We start from the raw sequence: 21,522 nt of genomic DNA on the forward strand, positions 1-21,522 counted from the left end.
ACACCCCACAGGTTTCATGCTCTTGGACATCATCGACACCGCTACCGCCGAATCTGCGGCCGAAGGCTACTCCCGCATCGCCCTGGGCGTGGAATACAAAGGCGCGCGCTACCGCGGCTGGCAACGTCAGGCCAGCGGCGTGCCGAGTGTCCAGCAAGCCCTGGAGCAAGCGCTGTCCAAGGTCGCCAACGAGCCGATTTCGGTGGTCTGCGCCGGGCGTACCGACGCCGGCGTTCACGGCTGCGGGCAGGTCGTGCACTTCGATACCCGTGCCGTGCGTGACGAGCGCGCCTGGACCATGGGTACCAACTTCAACCTGCCGCACGACATCAGTGTGGTCTGGTCGCGGCCAATGCCGGCCGACTTTCATGCCCGCTTCAAGGCCTGCGCCCGGCGCTACCGCTACGTCATCTACAACGACCCGATTCGCCCAGCGCACCTGGCCGAAGAGGTGACCTGGAACCACCGTCCGCTGGACGTCGATCGGATGGCCGAGGCGGCGCAGTTCCTGCTGGGTACCCACGACTTCAGCGCCTTCCGTGCCAGCCAGTGTCAGGCCAAATCACCGATCAAGCACATCTACCACCTGCGTGTTACCCGCCATGGCCAGATGATCGTGCTGGACGTGCGTGCCACCGCCTTCCTGCACCACATGGTGCGTAACATTGCCGGTGTGCTGATGGCCATCGGCGCCGGCGAGCGTCCGGTTGCCTGGGCACGCGAGGTGCTGGAAGGGCGCAACCGCCGTGAAGGTGGGGTAACGGCCCACCCATACGGGCTATACCTGGTGCAGGTGGAGTACCCCGAAGCGTTTGCGTTGCCCAAGCGTTACATCGGTCCACACTTTTTGAGTGGTTACGAGGCGTTGGCAGACTGACGAGCGAAAAGCCATTTGCTAACATCCGCCCTTTCGCCGCAACAATCAGGGTTCTTGTTCCATGAGCAATGTTCGCAGCAAGATCTGCGGGGTTACCCGCATCGAAGACGCACTGGCCGCTGCCGAAGCGGGGGCCGATGCCATCGGCTTCGTCTTCTATGCCAAGAGCCCGCGGGCGGTGGACGTGCGCCAGGCGCGGGCGATCATTGCCGAGCTGCCGCCGTTCGTGACCACGGTCGGGCTGTTCGTCAATGCCTCGCGCTGTGAGCTGAACGAGATCCTCGAAGTGGTTCCGCTGGACCTGCTACAGTTTCACGGCGATGAAACCCCGCAGGACTGTGAAGGCTACCACCGCCCCTGGATCAAGGCCCTGCGTGTGCGCCCTGGCGATGACCTGGAGGCGGCCTGTCGGCTTTACGCGGGTGCCCGCGGCATTTTGCTCGACACCTATGTGCCGGGCGTGCCAGGGGGAACCGGCGAGGCGTTCGACTGGTCATTGGTACCGGCGCGTCTTGGCAAGCCGATCATCCTCGCGGGCGGGCTGTCGGCCGATAACGTGGGCCAGGCCATTGCCCAGGTAAAGCCTTATGCGGTGGATGTCAGCGGTGGCGTCGAACAGGCCAAGGGCATCAAGGATGCGGCGAAGATCGAGGCCTTCATGCGTGCGGTGAAACAGGCTTGATGGCAGATGTGACGGCTGGCTGCGCGCCATCGTCCATAGCTTTCGCAGCCCTGCGGGCCGCATGCCAGCACCTGTGGCGGCAAAAAAACACATTAGCGGTGGAGTGGCGCGCTGGAAGCCCCGGCGGCCGGTCCACCATCGTTTCATAAAAGATTTTGAGCTCAAGGGCAGGGCAGGGCCGGTGACGCCGTCCCCCGCCTGCCAATACTGGAGAAAGAAAGCATGAGCAACTGGTTAGTCGACAAACTGATCCCTTCGATCATGCGTTCCGAGGTGAAAAAGAGCTCGGTGCCTGAGGGCCTGTGGCACAAGTGCCCGTCCTGCGAGGCCGTGCTGTATCGTCCGGAGCTGGAAAAGACCCTGGATGTCTGCCCCAAGTGCAATCACCACATGCGCATCGGCGCACGTGCGCGCATCGACATCTTCCTTGACGCCGAAGGCCGGGCGGAACTGGGCGCTGACCTGGAACCGGTCGACCGCCTGAAGTTCCGTGATGGCAAGAAGTACAAGGACCGCCTGACCGGCGCGCAGAAGCAGACTGGCGAAAAGGACGCGCTGATCTCCATGAGCGGCACCCTGATGGGCATGCCGATCGTGGTTAGCGCCTTCGAGTTCTCGTTCATGGGCGGCTCCATGGGTGCCATCGTCGGCGAGCGCTTCGTTCGCGCGGCCAACTATGCCCTGGAAAACCGCTGCCCAATGGTCTGCTTCTCCGCTTCGGGCGGTGCGCGCATGCAGGAAGCGCTGATCTCGCTGATGCAGATGGCCAAGACCTCTGCCGTGCTGGCGCGCCTGCGCGAAGAAGGCATCCCGTTCATCTCGGTCCTGACCGACCCGGTGTATGGCGGTGTTTCCGCCAGCCTGGCGATGCTCGGCGATGTCATCGTCGGTGAGCCGAAGGCCCTGATCGGTTTCGCCGGCCCACGCGTGATCGAGCAGACCGTACGTGAGAAGCTGCCTGAAGGCTTCCAGCGCAGCGAGTTCCTGCTGGAGCACGGTGCCATCGACCTGATCATCTCCCGTGGCGAATTGCGTCCGCGTCTGGCCCGCCTGCTGGCGCAGATGACCGGTCAGCAAACGCCGGAAGAAGCGCGTGAGGCGGCTGCCGTCGCGTGATGAGACAACGATCCCTGGGCGAATGGCTCGCCTACCTCGAGCAGTTGCACCCCTCGGCCATCGACATGGGCCTGGAGCGGTCGCAGAAGGTGCTTGCCCGCTTGGCGCTGGGCAAGCTTGCGCCGCGCGTGGTGACAGTAACCGGCACCAACGGCAAGGGTTCGACCTGCGCCTTTGTGGCGTCGTTGCTGCGTGCCCAGGGGCTCAAGGTCGGTGTGTACAGTTCGCCGCACCTGCTACGTTACAACGAGCGGGTGGTGATCGATGGCCAAGAGGCCAGCGATGAGCACCTGTGCGAAGCCTTCGCCGCCGTCGAGGCGGCGCGGGGCGATATTTCCCTGACCTACTTCGAGATGGGGACGTTGGCCGCGTTCTGGTTGTTCTACCAGTCGCAGCTCGATGCGGTGGTGCTGGAGGTGGGCCTGGGTGGCCGCCTGGATACCGTCAACGTGGTGGATGCTGACTTCGCCCTGGTGACCAGCATCGGTGTCGACCATGTTGATTACCTGGGTGATACCCGCGAGCTGGTGGCCTTCGAGAAGGCTGGCATCTTCCGCCCGGGCAAACCGGCCCTGTGCGGTGATCTGGATCCGCCAGGGCCATTGCTGGACAAGGCCGCCGAACTGGCCGCGCCACTGTTCCTGCGCGGTCGGGAATTCGACCTGGCCAGCGCCGATGGCTGCTGGAGCTGGCGTGGTACTGCCGCCGATGGCGCGCAGGTCGAGCTGCGTGACCTGCCTTTGCTTGACTTGCCCATGGAAAACGCCACGCTGGCCTTGCAGGCTTACCTGCTGATGGGGCTGCCGTGGGACGCGGAGCAAGTTCGCCGGGCGCTGCTGGATACCCGTATCACTGGGCGTCTCGACCTCCGTAATGTGAACTGGCAGGGCAAATCGGTAGCGTTGCTGCTGGATGTCGGGCACAACCCGCATGCGGCGCAGTATCTGGCCAGGCGGCTGGCGGCCCGGCCGCTCAAGGGGCGCCGCCTCGCGGTGTTTGGCCTGCTCGCCGACAAGGATCTGGAGGGCGTTATCGCGCCGCTGCAGGGCCTCATCGACGACTGGGCGGTGGCGCCGCTGGATACCCCGCGCAGTCGCCCGGCCGCAGAACTGGCCTCGTCCTTGGCGAACCTCGGTGCCACGGTGAAGTCTTATGCCAGCGTCGACGCCGCCCTTGAAGGGCAATGTGCGCAGGCGACGGCGGATGATCAGATCCTGCTGTTCGGTTCGTTTTTCTGTGTCGCCCAGGCGCTGGAATGGCTGGAGCGGCACGCCCAGGAGGGTGGAATAGATGGCTGTGCTGGATAAAGGGATGAAACAGCGCATGGTGGGTGCGCTGGTGCTGGTGGCGCTGGCGGTTATCTTCCTGCCGATGCTGTTTACCCGCGAGGACGAGATGCGCCAGGTGCACGTCGAAGCCCCGCAGGCACCGGCCATGCCCAGCCTACCGGAAGTGAAGGTGGAGCCGGTTGCCGTGCCGGAGCCACAGGTTATTGCGCAGGAGGCGCAGCCGGCGCCGGTGGTGATCGACGAGGCCACTGCGCCGGCGAGTACGCCCAGCCAGCCAATCACCCCATCGCCGCAGACCCAGGCGCAGGTTCAGCCGCCCAAGCCGCAGGCGCCCGCGCCCAAGGTGGAGGCCAAGGCCGCTGCAACACCAGCGCCTGCCGCGCCATCGAAGATCGACGCCAATGGCCTGCCCGTCAGTTGGTCGATCCAGCTGGCCAGCCTGTCCAACCGCGCCGGTGCCGAAAAGCTGCAGCAAGCCCTGCGTAGCCAGGGTTACAACGCCTATATCCGTACGGCGGGTGGCATGAACCGCGTGTACGTGGGGCCGTTGATCGAGCGCGCCGAAGCCGAGCGCGTGCGTGACGCCATAAACCGTCAGAACAGCCTCAAAGGCTTTGTGGTGCGCTTCCAGCCTGAGCGCAGCTGATTCCCCGGGGCGGCCATGCCGCCCATTCGCGGGTGAGCCCGTTCCTGCAGGTACTGCGCCGCTGCAAGGCTCAGCCAGAACCAGTTGGGGGCGGGTTTGCCTGCCAATGGCCCAACACCAATCCAGCTGACATTCCGCTTACTCCCGGCCCGCCGCTCTGGTAAAATGCGCCGCCTCAAACGTCTGCAGGCAGCACCGTGGCATTTACCTTGGTTGATTGGGCGATCATTGCGATCATCGCCGTCTCCACACTGATCAGTCTCAAGCGCGGCTTCGTCAAGGAGGCCTTGTCCTTGCTCATCTGGATCATTGCCGGTGCGGTTGCCTGGATGTTCGGCGGTTCGCTCTCGGTGTATCTTGAGAGCTATATCCAGACGCCATCGATGCGCGTCATCGCTGGCTGCGCCATTCTTTTCGTCGCCACCTTGCTGGTGGGGGCCATGGTCAACTTCCTTGTCGGTGAGCTGATCCGCGTGACCGGGTTGTCCGGCACCGATCGTTTCCTGGGCATGGCCTTCGGTGCCGCGCGCGGGGCCTTGCTGGTAGTGGTGGCCATAGGCCTGATCAGCCTGGGGCCGGTTCAACAAGACACCTGGTGGCAGGAATCACGCCTGATACCACAATTTCTCTTGGTCGCCGACTGGTCGAAAAACCTGATTCTGGGTTTCACCGGCCAATGGACGCCCAGTGGGCTGATCAGCACTCCGGCTGATCTTCCGTTCAAGGAACAGTTGCTCGGGCCGTCCAAGCCCTGAGCGCTATTCACTCAAGTTTCATCAAAGTAGGGGTTGCGTCGCATGTGTGGCATCGTCGGTATCGTCGGTAAGTCGAACGTCAATCAGGCGCTGTATGACGCGCTTACGGTCCTCCAGCACCGCGGCCAGGACGCTGCCGGTATCGTGACCAGCCATGACGGCCGGTTGTTCCTGCGCAAGGATAATGGCCTGGTGCGCGACGTGTTCCAGCAGCGCCACATGCAGCGCCTGGTAGGCAACATCGGCATCGGCCACGTGCGCTACCCGACTGCGGGCAGCTCGACCTCGGCCGAGGCCCAGCCGTTCTACGTCAACTCGCCTTACGGCATCACTCTGGCTCACAACGGCAACCTGACCAACGTCGAGCAGTTGGCCAAGGAGATCTACGAGTCCGACCTGCGCCACGTCAACACCAACTCCGACTCGGAAGTGCTGCTGAACGTGTTCGCCCATGAGCTGGCGGTGCGCGGCAAGCTGCAGCCGACCGAAGAAGACGTGTTCGCTGCGGTCTCCCATGTGCACAGCCGCTGCGTTGGCGGTTACGCCGTGGTGGCCATGATCACCGGCTACGGCATCGTCGGTTTCCGCGACCCCCATGGCATTCGCCCGGTGGTGTTCGGTCAGCGTCACACTGACGAGGGCGTGGAATACATGATCGCCTCGGAAAGCGTCGCCCTGGACGTGCTCGGCTTCACCCTGATCCGCGACCTGGCACCGGGCGAAGCGGTGTACATCACCGAAGAAGGCCAGTTGTTCACCAAGCAGTGCGCCGAATCGCCAAAGTTGCAGCCGTGCATCTTCGAGCACGTCTACCTGGCGCGCCCGGACTCGATCATCGATGGGGTCTCGGTGTACAAGGCGCGTCTGCGCATGGGTGAAAAGCTGGCCGACAAGATCATGCGCGAGCGCCCCGATCATGATATCGACGTGGTCATCCCGATCCCGGATACCAGTCGCACTGCCGCGCTGGAACTGGCCAACCGGCTGGGCGTCAAGTTCCGCGAAGGTTTCGTCAAGAACCGTTACATCGGCCGTACCTTCATCATGCCCGGCCAGGCCGCGCGCAAGAAGTCGGTGCGTCAGAAGCTCAACGCCATCGAGCTGGAGTTCCGCGGCAAGAATGTGATGCTGGTGGACGACTCGATCGTGCGCGGCACCACGTGCAAGCAGATCATCCAGATGGCCCGCGAAGCCGGCGCCAAGAATGTCTACTTCTGCTCCGCGGCTCCTGCAGTACGCTACCCCAACGTCTACGGCATCGACATGCCGAGTGTTCACGAACTGATCGCCCACAACCGCACCACCGAGCAGGTGGGTGAGTTGATTGGCGCCGATTGGCTGGTCTATCAGGACCTGCCAGACCTGATCGATTCGGTCGGCGGCGGCAAGATCAAGATCGAGCAGTTCGATTGCGCGGTGTTCAACGGCGAATACGTCACTGGCGATATCGACGAAGCCTACCTCGACCGCATCGAGCAGGCCCGTAATGACCTGGCCAAGGTCAAGAACCAGGCCGTCAGCGCGATCATCGACCTTTACAACAACTGATTTTGGGAGCGACGGCATGACGGATCAATGGGATGCCGGGCGACTGGACAGTGACCTCGAGGGTGTCGGTTTCGACACCCTGGCGGTTCGCGCTGGTCAAAACCGTACCCCGGAAGGCGAGCACAGCGAAGCGCTGTTCCTGACCTCCAGCTATGTGTTCCGCACGGCAGCCGATGCTGCTGCGCGCTTTGCCGGTGAAACGCCGGGCAACGTCTATTCGCGCTACACCAACCCATCGGTGCGTGCCTTCGAGGAGCGCCTGGCGGCCATGGAAGGTGCCGAACAGGCCGTGGGTACGTCCACCGGCATGGCGGCGATCCTGGCCGTGGTCATGTCGCTGTGCAGTGCCGGTGACCATGTGCTGGTGTCGCAGAGCGTATTCGGCTCCACCATCAGCCTGTTCGAGAAGTACTTCAAGCGCTTTGGCCTACAGGTGGACTACGTGCCACTGGTCGACCTCACCGGCTGGGAAAAGGCCATCAAGGCCAACACCAAGCTGCTGATCGTCGAATCGCCCTCCAACCCGCTGGCCGAGTTGGTCGATATCACTGCGCTCAGCGAAATCGCCCATGCTCAGGGTGCCATGCTGGTGGTGGACAACTGTTTCAGTACCCCGGCGTTGCAGCAGCCGCTGAAGCTGGGTGCCGACATTGTGTTCCACTCGGCCACCAAGTTCATCGATGGCCAGGGCCGCTGCATGGGCGGTGTGGTTGCCGGCCGTGCCGAGCAAATGAAAGAAGTGGTGGGTTTCCTGCGAACCGCAGGTCCAACCCTCAGCCCGTTCAACGCCTGGATCTTCACCAAGGGCCTGGAAACGCTGCGCCTGCGTATGCGTGCACACTGCGAGAGCGCTCAGGCCCTGGCCGAATGGCTGGAGCAGCAGGACGGCGTGGAAAAGGTGCATTACGCCGGCTTGCCCAGCCACCCGCAGCACGAACTGGCCAAGCGCCAGATGAGCGGTTTTGGTGCAGTGGTCAGCTTCGAGGTCAAGGGTGGCAAAGAGGGCGCGTGGCGTTTCATCGACGCTACCCGTGTGATTTCCATCACTACCAACCTGGGTGACAGCAAAACCACCATCGCTCATCCGGCGACCACCTCACACGGTCGCCTGTCGCCGCAGGAGCGTGAAGCGGCGGGTATCCGCGACAGCCTGATCCGCGTTGCCGTGGGCCTGGAAGACGTTGCCGACCTGCAGGCTGACCTGGCGCGCGGGCTGGCGGCATTGTGATCGAAATCAGCGGCAGCACCCCGGGCCACAATGGCCGGGTAGCCTTGGTCACGGGCGCCGCCCGCGGCATCGGTCTTGGCATTGCCGCATGGCTGATCTGCGAAGGCTGGCAAGTGGTGCTGAGTGATCTGGACCGCCAGCGTGGTACCAAAGTGGCCAAGGCGTTGGGCGACAACGCCTGGTTCATCACCATGGACGTTGCCGACGAGGCCCAGGTCAGTGCCGGCGTGTCCGAAGTGCTCGGGCAGTTCGGCCGGCTGGACGCGCTGGTGTGCAATGCGGCCATTGCCAACCCGCACAACCAGACGCTGGAAAGCCTGAGCCTGACCCAATGGAACCGGGTGCTGGCGGTCAACCTCAGCGGGCCCATGCTGCTGGCCAAGCATTGTGCGCCGTACCTGCGTGCGCACAATGGGGCGATCGTCAACCTGACCTCTACCCGTGCTCGGCAGTCCGAACCCGACACCGAGGCTTACGCGGCAAGCAAGGGCGGCCTGGTGGCTTTGACCCATGCCCTGGCCATGAGCCTGGGCCCGGAGATTCGCGTCAATGCGGTGAGCCCGGGCTGGATCGATGCCCGTGATCCGTCGCAGCGCCGTGCCGAGCCGTTAAGCGAAGCTGACCATGCCCAGCACCCAGCGGGCAGGGTAGGGACTGTGGAAGATGTAGCGGCCATGGTTGCCTGGTTGCTGTCACGCCAGGCGGCATTTGTCACCGGCCAGGAGTTTGTGGTCGATGGCGGCATGACCCGGAAGATGATCTATACCTGAGCACCTTTTTTAAACTGCGCCTGCCTCTTCGCGGGTAAACCCGCTCCTACAACGGTTAATGTCCGACTGTAGGAGCGGGTTTACCCGCGAAGAGGCCGGCACAGGCAATAACCTCACGTTGCCTTTTTGAAAAAAATTCAATGGGGCTATTGACTTAGCTTCGCCACCTGCGTAAATTTCGCGGCCTCAGCGAAGCAAACGCAACAAGCAACATCGCGAGGGTGATTAGCTCAGCCGGGAGAGCATCTGCCTTACAAGCAGAGGGTCGGCGGTTCGATCCCGTCATCACCCACCACTTCCTGAGATGTTCCTGGAGCATCGGATTCGCAAGAAGCCGATAGCCAGAGAGGAACGCACTGCGCAGCGGTAGTTCAGTCGGTTAGAATACCGGCCTGTCACGCCGGGGGTCGCGGGTTCGAGTCCCGTCCGCTGCGCCATTTTTTAGTAACAGATGGGTGCCTGGCACCGGTCTGAAGCCACAAGGCACACGCCTTGGGCTGATCCCAGTTTCAATCGGGCGCAAGCCTGAACGATACGCAGCGGTAGTTCAGTCGGTTAGAATACCGGCCTGTCACGCCGGGGGTCGCGGGTTCGAGTCCCGTCCGCTGCGCCATCTTCGCTTTAAGGTCCCTAGAACACCTTGAAGCAAACACAAGAGAAGCGATCGTGTTATCGCTTTTTTTGTGCCTGCCCTGAGGCCATCGCGCCGGAAGGGTAGACCCAGGTTTCAATCGGGCGCAAGCCTGAATGATACGCAGCGGTAGTTCAGTCGGTTAGAATACCGGCCTGTCACGCCGGGGGTCGCGGGTTCGAGTCCCGTCCGCTGCGCCATATTCGCTTCAAGGCCCCATGAACGCCTTGAAGCTACGTTAAAGCGACCTTCGGGTCGCTTTTTTCGTTGGTGCGCCTGGCAAGTGCCTGCCTTTACCCAGATTTACACCCGCCTGACAGATTCTTCACCGACCAGCGGTTCCTGTGCCTGCCTGCTGTGTTGCACAATAGGCACTTTCCCGACATACCCGGAATTCGCAATGACCAGATCTTCCGTCTTTGGTGCGCTCGGGCTGGCCCTGGTGCTGGCGGGCGTGACCGGTTGTTCCTCGAAAAAAGCGGCCGTCTACGAGCACGAGAACTTCGATGACTCGGGCACCTTCTCGCGCAGCTTTCCGGTGAGCGATGCCGGCTCTTGCGAGGCCGCCCGGCGTGCTTTGCTTAGCCAGGGATACATCATCACCAGCAGTGGCGCCAACCAGGTGGTGGGTAACAAGAGCTTTCAGCAAAACAGCGAGAACCACCTGCAGATCAGCTTCAATGTCACCTGTGCGCCGGACGTGAGCGACGATCAGCGCTCGACCATGTTCGCCAACGCCCTCCAGGACCGCTATGCGCTGAAAAAGTCCAACACCTCCGCCAGCCTGGGCGTGGGGGTGCTGGGTTCTGTGTCGATGCCGATCGGCTCCAGTGACGACTCGATGGTCAAGGTGGCCAGTGAGACGGTGACCGCGGCGCAGTTCTATGACCGCTATTTCGCCTTGGTGGAGAGCTACCTGCCCAAGCCGAAAAAAGTGAGCAAGGCCAAGGTCGAAGAGCCAGCGCCGAAGATTGAAAAACCGGCGGCTGACCTTGGGCTTCCGGAGCAAGCGGCGGCAAACCCGGTGGCGCCGGCCCCGGCAGCTGCACCGTTGGTTGAGGCGACGCCTGCACCTGCGGGGGTAGCCCCGGCCAGCGAGGCGGCAGCGGCGCCGGTGGTGGATGACAGCCAGGGTTCGCAGCCTGTGGCCCCGCCGGCGGAAGCTGCACCCATTCAGGTGCAGCAGGATGCCCAGCCGGTCGAAGCCGCCGCCCCCTCCCTTTGATGGGTCGCCTGAACCGGCCTTTTTGCCGGCAGCCCGCGAAAGGGACGGTTCAGGCTGTAAACATCCCCTGTTACAGACGCCCCGCGATAACTTCCTGAACACCTGCTACGTTTACCACTCATAAGCTTGTCATCATCCCTTCATCCCACCTGCTTAGGCTGAAGGCGATACCTACAAAGGCAAAATGAGCAAAGAGGACGCAGGGCAATGGATGAATACCAGGAAGAACTACTCGAAACCCAGGCTTACGAACTGGACACCCCGGAACCGGCCGACGACGCCACCGAACTCTAGCCCGGCTGCCGCTGGCTGCGGCGGAACTCCCCCGGCGTGAGGCCCGTCCAGCGCTTGAATGCGCGCTGGAAGGCCTCGGCCGAAGCAAACCCCAACAGATAGGCAATCTCGCCAAAGGCCAGCGCCGTGTCACGGATGTAGGTCTCGGCCAGGTCGCGCCGGGTTTCGTTGAGCAGGTCGCGAAAGCGCGTGCCTTCCTCGGCGAGCTTGCGGCGCAAGGTCCAGGTTGGCAGTTGCAAGTGCAACGCCACTTCTTCCAGGTCAGGTTCACGGCCGCCATTGAGCAGCGGGCCCAGCAGGTGAGTAATGCGCTCACCCAGGCTACGCACCCGCGTGCGCTGCAGCAGCTCTGCTTCGCACAACTGCAACAGGTGCTGCCAGGTACTTGGGCAATGCGCTGGGTTGGCCAGTTGCAAGGTGGCGCGGGTCAGACGTAGCTGATTGCCGTCGGCAGCGAACTGCACAGGCGTGCTGCAGAGCGGTTGATAGCGCGCGGCATAGGAGGGCGCGGCAAACTCGATGTCCAGGCGTTCGGCCTGCACTGGGGTGCCGGCAAGGTCGGTCAACTGGGCCAGCCAGCCGGCCAGCAGTGAGTCGACCACAAAGCGGTTGTAGTCGTTATACGGGCTGATGGAGTAGAAGCGCAGCCAGGCGCCCTGGGCATCTTCCACAAAGCGGGAATGCCCACGGTAGTTGGCCGCGTAAAGCGGCTCGAAGCGCAGCAGGGTGCGCGCCGCCTCACCCAAGGTGGGGGCCTGGGCCGCGGTGACCCCGGCCAGGCCAGCATGCGCCAGACGGCTCAGGCGCCCCATACGCAGGCCTAGAGCAGCCTCGCCGCTCATTTCGATTGCCGCGTGGCCCAGGTGCATGTAGCGGGGTATGGACAGGCGTGCGCCGGCTTCGCTCAGGCGTGTCGCGTCCAGGCCGTAGCGGCGCAGCAATGGTTCAGGGTCGTGGCCCAGCTCGCGCAGGGCTTCGCTCAAAGGCTGGACAAAACCCACCGACAGTTCGCCCAGGCGCACGCGGGGGCGGGCCATGGGCTTACAGCCACACATTCAGCAGGCGGGCACCTGGGCTGGGAGGGGCGGCAAGCAACGCTCCCGACTGGCGGGCAAAGCCCTGGCCATCGCTGCCCTGTTCCCAGAACTGCCCGCGCATGAACACGCTCATACTGCTGATGTCGGTTCCGGCCACTTCGGTCAGGCGTTGCCAAGCCGCCTGTTCGCTGACTTCGCCGCGCTGCAAGGCCAGCCCGGCGCTGGCATCCTGGTGGCGATTTCCCCGCCAGGGTGCTTGCCAGCTGCCCTTGCCACTGAGAAACGCTGGGTTGGCGATCAGTTGTACGGCTTGTTCGGTCAGTTGCTGGTGGTTTTCCGGGTACCAGCTGTCACTGCCCACCAGTATCCCCAGGCGCCCGGCCGGGGTCTGCACGACCTGCAGCGGGTGCTGGCGGCCGTCGTGGACGTAGCGGCGCATTTCACTGTCGGGATATTGCTGGCGCTGGGGCTGCCCCAGTAGCGAGCCGTCACCGGCAAACACCACACTGCTGTTGAACAGCGGGCCACGGCCGGTATGCAGTACGCCTTGTTTCACATAAGGTTCGGGCAGCACGATCGAACCGGCCACCAAGGTGACGCCAAATTCCTTGGCCAGGCCGCCGAACAGCTGCTGGTAGTCTGCGGCCATCTGCTCGGCCTTCATGCGCAAGTGCGCATCGGCGCGCCAGTCGTCGCCGTCAGCGCCAAGAACCGCGAGGCCATAGCGCAGCGGGTTGCTCAGTTCCAGCCATTGTTGGGCTTCGTGGCTCTGGGTGACTTGATACAGCTCGTTCTTCTCTCCGCGCGCCCACAGCCAGGTACCGATGTGTTCCGGCAGCACCACCACCGTGCGCGTGTTCACCAGGCCTTGGGCGCGGGCTTGCTCCAGATAGGCTGCGAGCTTGCGGTGCAGGCGTTGCAAGTTCTGATAGTCGCCCGGGTACAGCAGTGGTTCGACACCGAGCAGGTTGCCGTGCTCGCCCGGGACGCCATGGTTAAGCGCCAGTTCAATGCGCAGGTCGGACAGGTAGTGGCCTTCCGGGCGCTGTTGGGTCCAGAAACCGTAGCCGCAGAGGGCGGCGATCATCACCAGCGCCAAGGCGCTTGCCAGGAGTTTTCGCATCAAGCGTGGGTATTCGCTAAAAGTGGAGTGGCCATGCGGGAAATCAAGGACATGGTGCGGCCTTTTTCATCAGCATCGGAATCCTTGTTGCGCTGCCTTCTTGCAGAGTCGCGTTTGATCATACCAAAGCTACCGGGCGCTTATGAGCATTCTCTGCAGACAAGAGCGGGTGTCACGGCCGGCAAGCCAGGCGCTGACGTTCATAGTTAACTGCCTTGTCCCGTTCCGGAAGGTTGTAAGGTGCCGAACACTGGCGCTCACCCCACTTGATGGTCAGGCTGCCCTGGTCCTGTTCCAGGAGTAACAATGCCTTGCCGCTCGGGTCGGAAATTGCCAGTTGCTGGCCCGCAGCGTCCTCGACCGAGGCCCCGAACGGTATCAGTTGACCGCGCTCGTCGAACAGCTCGAACTGCACCCGACGCCCGCTCTTGCCGGTATAGCGGGCAAGCACCACGGCACCGCGGCGAGGCACCAACTGCTGGGTGGCATTGTCGATTTCGATGTCGCCCCCCAGGTCACTGGTGTCCAGGCTGATCCAGTTGACGCGATAGGGCTGGGCGCTGGGGATCACCGCATAGCCATTGCGCCCGGTCTCTACACCGCTATAGCTGCTGATCTTTGCGCCCTTCACACCCGGCACTTCGGCCAGGGCGAAGGTCTCACTGAGCGACTGGCCGAGGTTGATGCCGCCCTGGTGGGCAACCACGGCGCCGGCAATGTTCAGGTTCTGCGAGTCGTAGCCGCGCCCTTGGCTATAGCCCAGGCTGATGTCGGCGACCGAAGTGCGAGTGTTCAGGTTGGCCGATGCCGAGCTGCCGCTGGTGCGGCTGTGGCCGCCCTGGATCGAGTAGAAGGTGTCGCTGGTCTCCGACAGGTAGCCGTTGATGCCGGCCTGGGTGGTGTCGTTGCCCTTCTGTGTGCTGGTGGTGACGAACGCCCGCGGTGCGCGGGCGCGGCTGCCGAGTGGGAACGATACCGACAGGTTGAGCTGGGTATCTTGCCCCGAAGGGCCTGAGTTCCCCAGCTCCTTGGTGCGGCTGACGTCCAGGTTGTAGGAGATCTCGCCCCAGTTGTTGCTGTATCCGGCGGTCAGGCTCTGCGAACCGCCGCGGTTCCAGTAGCGCTGGTCGGTGGCCGTCAGGTACAGGCTGCCGAACGCGCGGTTGCGGCCCAGGCTCTGGTTGATGGTCAGGTCGGTGCGGGTCTTGGAGTTGCCACTGCGCTTGATCGCGTTGGCGCTCAGGTCCTCGACATGCTGGGTGAGGGTACGGAAGCCCTCGGTGGAGTAGCGGTAGGCCGCGAGGGTAAAGTTGGTGTCGGTGCCGGTGAACGTCTTGGCGTAAAGCGCCCGCAAGCTGTTGCCCTGGGTGGTCTGGCCCTGGGCCTTGCTCGAGGAGTGGGTGACATCGAGCGAAAAGGCGCCCAGCAGTGTGTTCAGGCCGCTGCCCACGGCCATTGCCTTATAGTCTTGGGTGGCTTGCAGGCCAACGACGCCCGTCACGGTGTTGGTCAGGCCGTAAGCCAGCGTCGTACTGAGCATCTGCGGCGTGGCCAGGCCCTCCGTGTTGCTGTTGTAGCGTCCAGCGGACAGGCTGTACTTGACCTGACCGCCACGGACCATGAGCGGCAGACTGGAGAAGGCCTGCACGGTGACCCGCCGACGGCCGTCGGCCTCGATGATGGTGACTTCCAGGTCGCCATTGGAGCCACTGGGGTAGATGTCGCTGATCTCGAACGGGCCGGGCGGTACGTTGGCGGTGTAGAGCACGTAGTTGTTCTGGCGAATCTCGACCCTGGCGCTGGTCTGCGCCACGCCACGCACCACAGGTGCGTAGCCGCGCTCGCTGTCGGCGCGCATGCCTTCGTCCGAAGCCAGCTTCAGGCCCCGGTAGCGCACGCTGTCGAACAGGTCGGTGTCGCTGAAAATGTCACCGGCGCTGAACTGGCCTTTGAGCGCGGTCACGTCGTGCTGCACATAGCTGCGGTTGCTCTTGAAGGTGTCCGGCTGCCCGGTGCCGCTGCTGAAGTTCGACTCGTTGCGCAAGCGCCAGCTGCCCAGGTTGATGCCGTTGCGCAGGCTCAGGTTGTTGGCGATGCGGGTCTCGGCATCGCCGGCGCTGCGGCTGGTGTTGAACTGATAGTTCACGAACGCCGCAGACACCCCTGCGTCCCACAGTTGCGGGTCGACGTAGCCGCGCAGGCCGCGTTTCATGGCAACCTGCGGGATGCTGGCGGACAGGCGCAGGTGACCCGAGTCGTAGCTCAGGCTGGCCTGGTCGATCAGTGTGGCCAGGTCGTGGCAGGCCGAGGCGGTATCCAGGCGCCCCTGTGCCTTGAGCTTGTCCATGTCGATACCCAGCTGCTCGAGCAGTTCCAGGGTCAGGCAGGGTTCCACCCGCCCAGTCTGTGGGTGACGGTTGAATTCGATGTCACGCCGGCCTACCAGCACTTCGTTGCTGTACAGGTCTACCCGGTAGTTGCCCGGCAGCACGCTGTTGGCCGACAGCAGCATTTGCAGGTCGACCGCCGATTGCGCGCCCTGCAGAAAGGTGGTGTTGAAGCCCTGCAGGTGGGCGGCGTCCTGCGCCGATGCAAGGCTGGGCAGCGCGGTGCAGATGACCAATGACAGGGCGTTGAGCTTCCAGGCCGGACGAAGCGTGCCGCCACTGAACGCGTGCGCGCCTGCATCGGCTCCCTCGACGGGGTGGGGGGCGATGGACAGAGACATACCAGAAACCTATTTCATATCCCGGCACGGGCTGGGCACGGGGAGGCCGCACGCGACCAGGGCACGAGGTGGGGGCTACGATTTCACAAGGTGATGGCGGGTTCGGCAGGCTTGGCGCTACCCGGCTGGGCAGTGTTCAAACGCAAGGAATATCCATGTTGGGCGCCATAGTCGTTGATGCTCTTGAACGTCAGCGTCAACGGGCCGTCCACCTGGGAAAATACCGAGGTGAATGTCTTTTGTTCGCCAGGGGCGATCATGGTCGAATCGGCGCTGAGCACGGTTTGTTTCCCGCTTTTAAGTTCGATATCGGCCATCGACACATGATACAGGCTGGGGTTGTTCACGGTCAGTTGTGGCTTCCCGGCGCGCTGGGTCCATTGCCAGACCAGTTGTTCGGGGGCCAGCAGGGCATTGCCGGGCAAGTTGGCCGGGCGGAAGAAAATCTTGATACGTTGGCGCACCGCCAACTGCAAGGTATTGGCCTGGGTACTGGCTTGCGGAATTTCCTGGACATTGAGCCAGACCACCGACTCGCGATCGGTCGGCAGGCCTTGGCCTTCATAGAGAATACGCAGCAGTTGTTCCTGCTTGGGCAATACTCTGGCCAACGGTGGAGTAATGGCGAACGGTGCCTGTGCACGGTCGCCGGCATCTACCCAGGATTGCACCAGGACTTCCTGGTTGCCATTGCGCACGATGACATTGGCTTCTTTGTGCGCACCGTCGAACACGACGCGCGTAGCGCTCAGGGAGATGCTGGCAGTTGCCTGGGCGGCGACGAGCATGCCCAGCAACCCGAGAACGGGATACAGAGAACGACGCAACATGGTTGGGTACCTTGCGGGGCGAAGAAGTGGCGAGGCTGGTCAGCCTCGCGCAGGGAGCAGCGGCGAAGTGATTACTCGTACTGCAGGATGAACGGCAGGGTGGCGTCACCGCGACCGGCGGTGGCAGTGCCGGCGGCGCCCGTGGTGACGTACGCCGCAGAGAAGCTCAGGGTGGCGTCGCCGCCCTCGGCGCCAGTGCCGTGTACGTCGCTCTGGATCTTGGCAGTGGCAGCCGAGCTCAGGTCGATCAGGTTGCCATTAGGGTCGAGCAGGGCAATGCCAACGTTGGCGGCAGTGCCGGTGCCTTTGGTCAGCGCCAGGACTTTCTTGCCGGTCACCAGGCCCGAGCCGCCGCTGTTGGCATCGAAGATCATCGCCACCTTGGTGCCGAGGTTGCAGTTGACGTTGAGGTTGAAGTCCTTGCCGGTCACGCGGCCAGCTGTCGGGTTTTCGGCGGTGCCCATGTCTTTGATCGCGACGCTGCCCATGTCCACGGCGATCACGCGGTCGGCGTTGGCGCCATCGACCGAGCAGGCGTCATTGTTGATTACGCCGGTGAAGGAAATCTTGCCGCTGCCACCGGTGACTGGCCCGGTGGCCTCGACGGCCAGTGCACCGGCCGAAGCGGTCAGGAGCGAGAGGGTCAGGGCGGCCAGGGAAAATTTATTCATATTGATGTCCACATGAGAGTGAGTAAGTGCTGCAACTTAATGCACGCTCACAATAAGTCAGGTGGTTTCTCTGGCCCATCAGACGAATCTTAATGGTGGGGCAATGACGCGCGCTAGTTAATTAAAGATATGACTCGCCAGGCAATAGGCCAACAATTCCTGATCGCTGTTCACTTCAAGTTTGCGCATCGCGGAAACTTTCTGCGCACTAATGGTCTTGGTACTTCGATGTTGGCTGCGGGCGATCTCACTGACACTTTGTCCGGCAACAAACAGGCGCAGTATTTCGAATTCCTTGGGTGACAGGTTTTCCACCCGTTGATCGATGGCGGTGTTACAGGCGACCACCGACTGCCTTGCCGGTGCCGGCGCCCGGTAGGTGCTGTTGCGGGCGACGGCATTGAGGGCCTTTTCGATTTCGCCATGCAACTGGCTCTTCTGGATCACGCCGTCCACGCCCAGTTCCTGCAGCCGTGTCAGGATCAGCGGGTTGGAAATCATCGTCAGCACGAGGATGCGGACAGCGGGATAGTGACGTTTGAGGTAGTCGATCAGTTTCAGGCCGTCACCGTAGGGTGAGTCTGCCGGCATGTTGTAGTCGGAGATGACCATGTCCACGGGTTGGCGTTCGAGCAGTTCGATCAGCCCTTGCGAACAGACGGCTTCGCCGACCACGCTAAAGCGTGGGTCGCGTTCGACCAGTTCCCGGACGCCGAGCAGCACGATGGGGTGATCGTCGGCGATGATGACCTTGAGTTTTTCCATAAAAGACGACCCGTTAGCCGGTGCGGATGGGAGGGTTGTTTCCATGCGCTATCAGCGCTGAAGTTGATTCTATGCGAGGGCATCGAGTATTGCTGACAGCCTGTCCAGCACCCCCCCCAGCTTATCGGCCAGGGCTGCGTCGAGCGGCGACTCGGCCAGCGCGGTTTCCAGCGCACAGCACTGCTCGGCCAGGGGCCGGGACTGGACCGCACCCAGGGCGCCGGCGATGCTGTGCAGGCGCTCGCCAAGACGCCGCTGGTCGCCTTGCTCAAGGGCCAGGCGCAACTGCTGCATATCCTCGCGCAGGGTGCTGATGAACAGCGCGCGCATGGCGTCGGACACTTGCACGGTATCGGTGGCTGCAGGGGAGCGGGAGGGGGAGGCGCTGAGGCTGTCCGCTTGCGCACGGCTGGGCGCTTCGGCCAGTGCTGGCCGACACAGACGGACCAGATGGCTGCGCAACGCCTGCAGGCTCAACGGTTTGACCATCCAGGCATTCATGCCCACCTCGAGGCAGCGCTGGCCTTCTTCTCGCAGTGCATTGGCGGTGACGCCGATGATCGGCAACCGGGCGTCGTGCTGGCGCAGGGTCCTGGCCAGTTCGTAGCCATTCATCAACGGCATGTTTACGTCGGTCAGGACCAGGTCGAACTGGCCTGGCTGCCAGCGTTGCATGGCCTGTTCGCCGTTGGCCGCGACCACCGTGGTGCAGCCCAGCGCCTCGAGTTGCTCCTGCAGGATCGCCTGGTTGATCGGATTGTCCTCGGCCACCAGGATATGCAGGCGCAGAGCGGCGCGTTGCTGTTGCGCGGTGTTCTGGTCATCGGGCGACCCGCCCTGGCGCACGACCGCGATGAGCTGGGCGATGGCCCGCACGTCATGCAGGTCTACCCGCCAGCAGCCGTCGACGAACGCGCCGGGGGTAGGGCCGTCGCTGCTGGCGCAGATCCGCTGGCCATGCCAGGTGGCGGCGTCCGGGCAGTCGAGCAGGTCTACCAGCAGGGCCTGGTGGTTGTCCTTCTCTAGGGGTGGAATCGTCAGGGTCGCGGCGATACCCAGGCGCTGCAGCCAGTCGACGCCATGCTGGGCAAGCTCCGGTATCGGCGCGCGCACATACACCGGGGTCGGATCGGGCACTGCGCTTGGGCTGTCGCTCAGCGCCCCCTGGGCCAGTGGCAGGCTGATGTTGAGGGAAAAGCTGCTGCCCAGCCCCGGCTCACTGACCACCTTGATCTGGCCACCCATCATGTCAGCCAGCCAGCCGCAGATCGGCAGGCCCAGGCCCGCACCGCCCTCGCTGGAGGCGTCGGCGACCTGGTAGAACAGCTCGAAGAGCCTGGCCTGCTGTGCCTGGGAAATGCCAATGCCGCTATCGGCAACCTGCCATTGCAGGCGCACGTGGGTGTCGTCGAGCGCCAGCACGCGGGTGCGCAGCACCACCCGGCCGGTGTCGGTGAACTTGATGGCGTTGCTCAGCAGGTTGTTGAGGATCTGGCGGATGCGTATCGGATCGCCCACCACCTGCGCCGGCAGGCGGGCGTCATGACAGGCATAGAGCAACAGGCCCTTGCGCTCGGCGAAGGCGCGATAGGTGCGCACGGTGTCCTCGAGCATGTCCAGCGGGCAGAACGGCACGGGTTCGAGCGCCATCTGCCCGGATTCGATCTTGGTCACGTCGAGCACGTCACTGATCAGCTGGAACAGGGTTGCCGAGGAGCGCTGGATAGTGTGCAGGTAGCCTTGCTGGCGTGCATCCAGGTGCGTCAGGCCAAGCAGCTCGAGGGTGCCCAGCACGCCGTACAACGGGGTACGGATCTCGTGGCTCATGGTGGCCAGGAACAGGGTCTTGGCGGTGTTAGCGGCGTCGGCGGCGCGCCGGGCTTCGTCGAGCGCCTGGGCGTCCTCGACATGGCGGGTGACGTCGTTGAATGCGTAAAGGCGCACGTCTTCGCCGTGGTAGCGGGTCGACACGAAACCGACCTGCAGGTGGCGGCCTTCGACCTGCAGGTAGTGCTCGCCACTGCGGGTGTTGCCCACTGCCGAGGCGAGGGTACTGACCAGCTCGCGGGTGCCCTGCCATTGCTGCGCCCGCTGGTTCTCCAGCAGCACCTCGTTGTCGGCGCTGCGGATTACGCACAGGCCGGTCGGGGCGGTGTCGATGACCACCCGGCTGAAGGCCTCGCTCTCGGTGATGACCTCGTGGGCCGCGCGCGCAGGCAGGATGACCTGGCGCTGGTACCAGCGGATGGCCACCCGGCCCAGCCCGATGAGGACCAGGAACGTGGCGGCGATGCCGGCCAGCGACCAGAACGCATAACGGAAGAAGTGCCGGTAGGTCACGGTGTAGATCGCACTCCAGCCACCGTTGGCCTGTTCGTGGAGTCGGAACACCAGGCCTTCGGGCTTGATGTTGAGGCCTTCATGCACCCCCTTCAGGGGCGTGGGCGCGCCAATCAGCACCTCGCCGGCCGGGGTGATGAGGTTAAAGTGGTCATACACGGTCCAGTCCATGATGCGTTCGAAATCATCGATCTGGGCCAGGTCCACCAGCGACGCCACTTGCGTGGCTTGGCCCTCTGCCTTGCCCGAGCGCAGGGGGACGTTGGCGTAGGCCAGCACGCGCGGCGGGGAGGCCTGGTCCGGCTGCTCGACATAGCTGCGCCAGACGATCCTGCTGCCTGGGCCCCAGTCCTTGTCCTGAGGCTGGCGCACAATGACCTGCCTGATCACATCGATGAACGGTTCATTCTCCAGCTTGCCCCGCCCGCGTCCTGCGGCGGGAACCGTGATGTCGTAACGGGCATCCGGCGAGAACAGGAACACCTGTGGTGAACGGTACGGAGAGGCCGACCAGAACATGCTGTAGAAGCTGGCCAGGTTCGCCCCCAGGGTGAAGATGTCCGATACTTCGCGGTCAGCCAGGTTGCGTGGGTCGAATTTGAGGCTGAACGGCATGGAAAATGGAAAGATCTGGCCCTTGTAGATGTCCGGCCCTTCCTCGGGCATGGGTGCCAGCGCCGGCTCGAGCGCACGTGGGTAGTCGAGCAGCTCCCCCTTGGCGCTGCGTTGCACGAGGGCCTCGAGGAAGGTTTCCTGCTCTTGGACATTCTCCATCAGCCGGGCGAAATGGATGCTGACCGTGTCGCTGTGTTCGTCGATCAGGCGCTCGAGCGACCAGAGACTGAAGCCGGCCAGCAGCAGCGCCAGGCCCAGCAGGACGGTCATGCCTTTGTTCAGGCGCAGAGAGCTGCGGGCCAGGTTTTCCAGCAGGGCGTTGTACTGTTTCATGCAAGGGTCCGCAAGGGCG

Annotated in this window: 18 protein-coding genes and 4 tRNA genes; 14 read left to right on the top strand and 8 right to left on the bottom strand. The window is 63.4% G+C overall.

The annotated features are described in order from the left end of the window. Positions 1-16 precede the first annotated feature (16 nt). The 14 genes from truA to ACK59Z_RS08400 all read left to right on the top strand — a co-directional run bounded on the left by truA (position 17) and on the right by ACK59Z_RS08400 (position 10,767). The gene (truA, locus tag ACK59Z_RS08335) at positions 17-877 is read left to right on the top strand and encodes a tRNA pseudouridine(38-40) synthase TruA (RefSeq protein ID WP_033726402.1); all 861 of its coding nucleotides are present in this window, start codon (positions 17-19) and stop codon (positions 875-877) included. A gap of 61 nt (positions 878-938) precedes the next feature. Next, positions 939-1,559: a phosphoribosylanthranilate isomerase gene (locus ACK59Z_RS08340; RefSeq protein WP_108190930.1), complete on the top strand. Its 621-nt coding sequence runs from the start codon at positions 939-941 to the stop codon at positions 1,557-1,559. 222 nt (positions 1,560-1,781) lie between these two features. Beyond that, positions 1,782-2,675 carry an acetyl-CoA carboxylase, carboxyltransferase subunit beta gene (gene accD / locus ACK59Z_RS08345; protein ID WP_003247202.1) on the top strand — a complete coding sequence of 298 codons (894 nt, stop codon included), beginning with the start codon at positions 1,782-1,784 and terminating at the stop codon, positions 2,673-2,675. Then, positions 2,675-3,982: a bifunctional tetrahydrofolate synthase/dihydrofolate synthase gene (folC, locus tag ACK59Z_RS08350; RefSeq protein WP_108190929.1), complete on the top strand. Its 1,308-nt coding sequence runs from the start codon at positions 2,675-2,677 to the stop codon at positions 3,980-3,982. Before accD ends, folC begins: the two co-directional genes overlap by 1 nt. Next, positions 3,966-4,610, top strand: a complete 645-nt coding sequence (locus ACK59Z_RS08355) for an SPOR domain-containing protein (RefSeq protein ID WP_108190928.1) — start codon at positions 3,966-3,968, stop codon at positions 4,608-4,610. The genes folC and ACK59Z_RS08355 overlap by 17 nt, the downstream gene beginning before the upstream one ends. A 197-nt stretch (positions 4,611-4,807) precedes the next feature. Beyond that, positions 4,808-5,365: a CvpA family protein gene (locus tag ACK59Z_RS08360; protein ID WP_003247206.1), complete on the top strand. Its 558-nt coding sequence runs from the start codon at positions 4,808-4,810 to the stop codon at positions 5,363-5,365. A gap of 42 nt (positions 5,366-5,407) precedes the next feature. Then, positions 5,408-6,913 (top strand): amidophosphoribosyltransferase, encoded by a 1,506-nt coding sequence (purF, locus tag ACK59Z_RS08365; RefSeq protein WP_003247207.1) that lies wholly within the window; start codon positions 5,408-5,410, stop codon positions 6,911-6,913. Positions 6,914-6,929: 16 nt separating this feature from the next. After that, a complete protein-coding gene (locus tag ACK59Z_RS08370; RefSeq protein ID WP_004574899.1) occupies positions 6,930-8,141 on the top strand; it encodes an O-succinylhomoserine sulfhydrylase in 1,212 nt (403 codons plus the stop codon). Beyond that, positions 8,138-8,911, top strand: coding sequence for an SDR family oxidoreductase (locus ACK59Z_RS08375; protein ID WP_108190927.1), 774 nt, complete (start codon positions 8,138-8,140; stop codon positions 8,909-8,911). Before ACK59Z_RS08370 ends, ACK59Z_RS08375 begins: the two co-directional genes overlap by 4 nt. Before the next feature lie 219 nt (positions 8,912-9,130). Continuing rightward, positions 9,131-9,206, top strand: a tRNA-Val gene (locus ACK59Z_RS08380). Positions 9,207-9,271: 65 nt separating this feature from the next. Continuing rightward, a tRNA-Asp gene (locus tag ACK59Z_RS08385) sits at positions 9,272-9,348 on the top strand. Positions 9,349-9,447: 99 nt separating this feature from the next. Then, positions 9,448-9,524, top strand: a tRNA-Asp gene (locus ACK59Z_RS08390). A gap of 141 nt (positions 9,525-9,665) precedes the next feature. Further along, positions 9,666-9,742: transfer RNA gene (locus ACK59Z_RS08395), tRNA-Asp, on the top strand. Positions 9,743-9,942: 200 nt separating this feature from the next. Then, the gene (locus ACK59Z_RS08400; protein ID WP_108190926.1) at positions 9,943-10,767 is read left to right on the top strand and encodes a DUF2242 domain-containing protein; all 825 of its coding nucleotides are present in this window, start codon (positions 9,943-9,945) and stop codon (positions 10,765-10,767) included. Positions 10,768-11,057: 290 nt separating this feature from the next. Here ACK59Z_RS08400 and ACK59Z_RS08405 read toward each other — a convergent pair whose 3' ends face one another. From ACK59Z_RS08405 to ACK59Z_RS08440, 8 genes are all read right to left on the bottom strand, one after another. After that, positions 11,058-12,098, bottom strand: a complete 1,041-nt coding sequence (locus ACK59Z_RS08405; RefSeq protein WP_108190925.1) for an AraC family transcriptional regulator — start codon at positions 12,096-12,098, stop codon at positions 11,058-11,060. Between the two features lie 4 nt (positions 12,099-12,102). Next, positions 12,103-13,221 (bottom strand): nitrilase-related carbon-nitrogen hydrolase, encoded by a 1,119-nt coding sequence (locus ACK59Z_RS08410; protein WP_108190924.1) that lies wholly within the window; start codon positions 13,219-13,221, stop codon positions 12,103-12,105. Further along, positions 13,221-13,343, bottom strand: a complete 123-nt coding sequence (locus ACK59Z_RS08415) for a hypothetical protein (RefSeq protein WP_258229824.1) — start codon at positions 13,341-13,343, stop codon at positions 13,221-13,223. Before ACK59Z_RS08415 ends, ACK59Z_RS08410 begins: the two co-directional genes overlap by 1 nt. A 50-nt stretch (positions 13,344-13,393) precedes the next feature. Then, entirely contained in the window at positions 13,394-15,949 is a 2,556-nt protein-coding gene (locus ACK59Z_RS08420) for a fimbria/pilus outer membrane usher protein (RefSeq protein WP_108190923.1), read from the bottom strand. Between the two features lie 83 nt (positions 15,950-16,032). Beyond that, positions 16,033-16,779 carry a molecular chaperone gene (locus ACK59Z_RS08425; protein WP_108190922.1) on the bottom strand — a complete coding sequence of 249 codons (747 nt, stop codon included), beginning with the start codon at positions 16,777-16,779 and terminating at the stop codon, positions 16,033-16,035. A gap of 71 nt (positions 16,780-16,850) precedes the next feature. Beyond that, entirely contained in the window at positions 16,851-17,450 is a 600-nt protein-coding gene (locus ACK59Z_RS08430; RefSeq protein WP_014859524.1) for a fimbrial protein, read from the bottom strand. 117 nt (positions 17,451-17,567) lie between these two features. Beyond that, on the bottom strand, positions 17,568-18,215 hold the full coding sequence (locus tag ACK59Z_RS08435) for a response regulator (protein WP_014859525.1): 648 nt from the start codon (positions 18,213-18,215) through the stop codon (positions 17,568-17,570). 69 nt (positions 18,216-18,284) lie between these two features. Continuing rightward, positions 18,285-21,503: a hybrid sensor histidine kinase/response regulator gene (locus ACK59Z_RS08440; RefSeq protein ID WP_108190921.1), complete on the bottom strand. Its 3,219-nt coding sequence runs from the start codon at positions 21,501-21,503 to the stop codon at positions 18,285-18,287. Positions 21,504-21,522 lie beyond the last annotated feature (19 nt).

The organism is Pseudomonas sp. KCJK9058, assembly GCF_046230975.1.
Classification (GTDB): Bacteria; Pseudomonadota; Gammaproteobacteria; order Pseudomonadales; family Pseudomonadaceae; genus Aquipseudomonas; species Aquipseudomonas alloputida.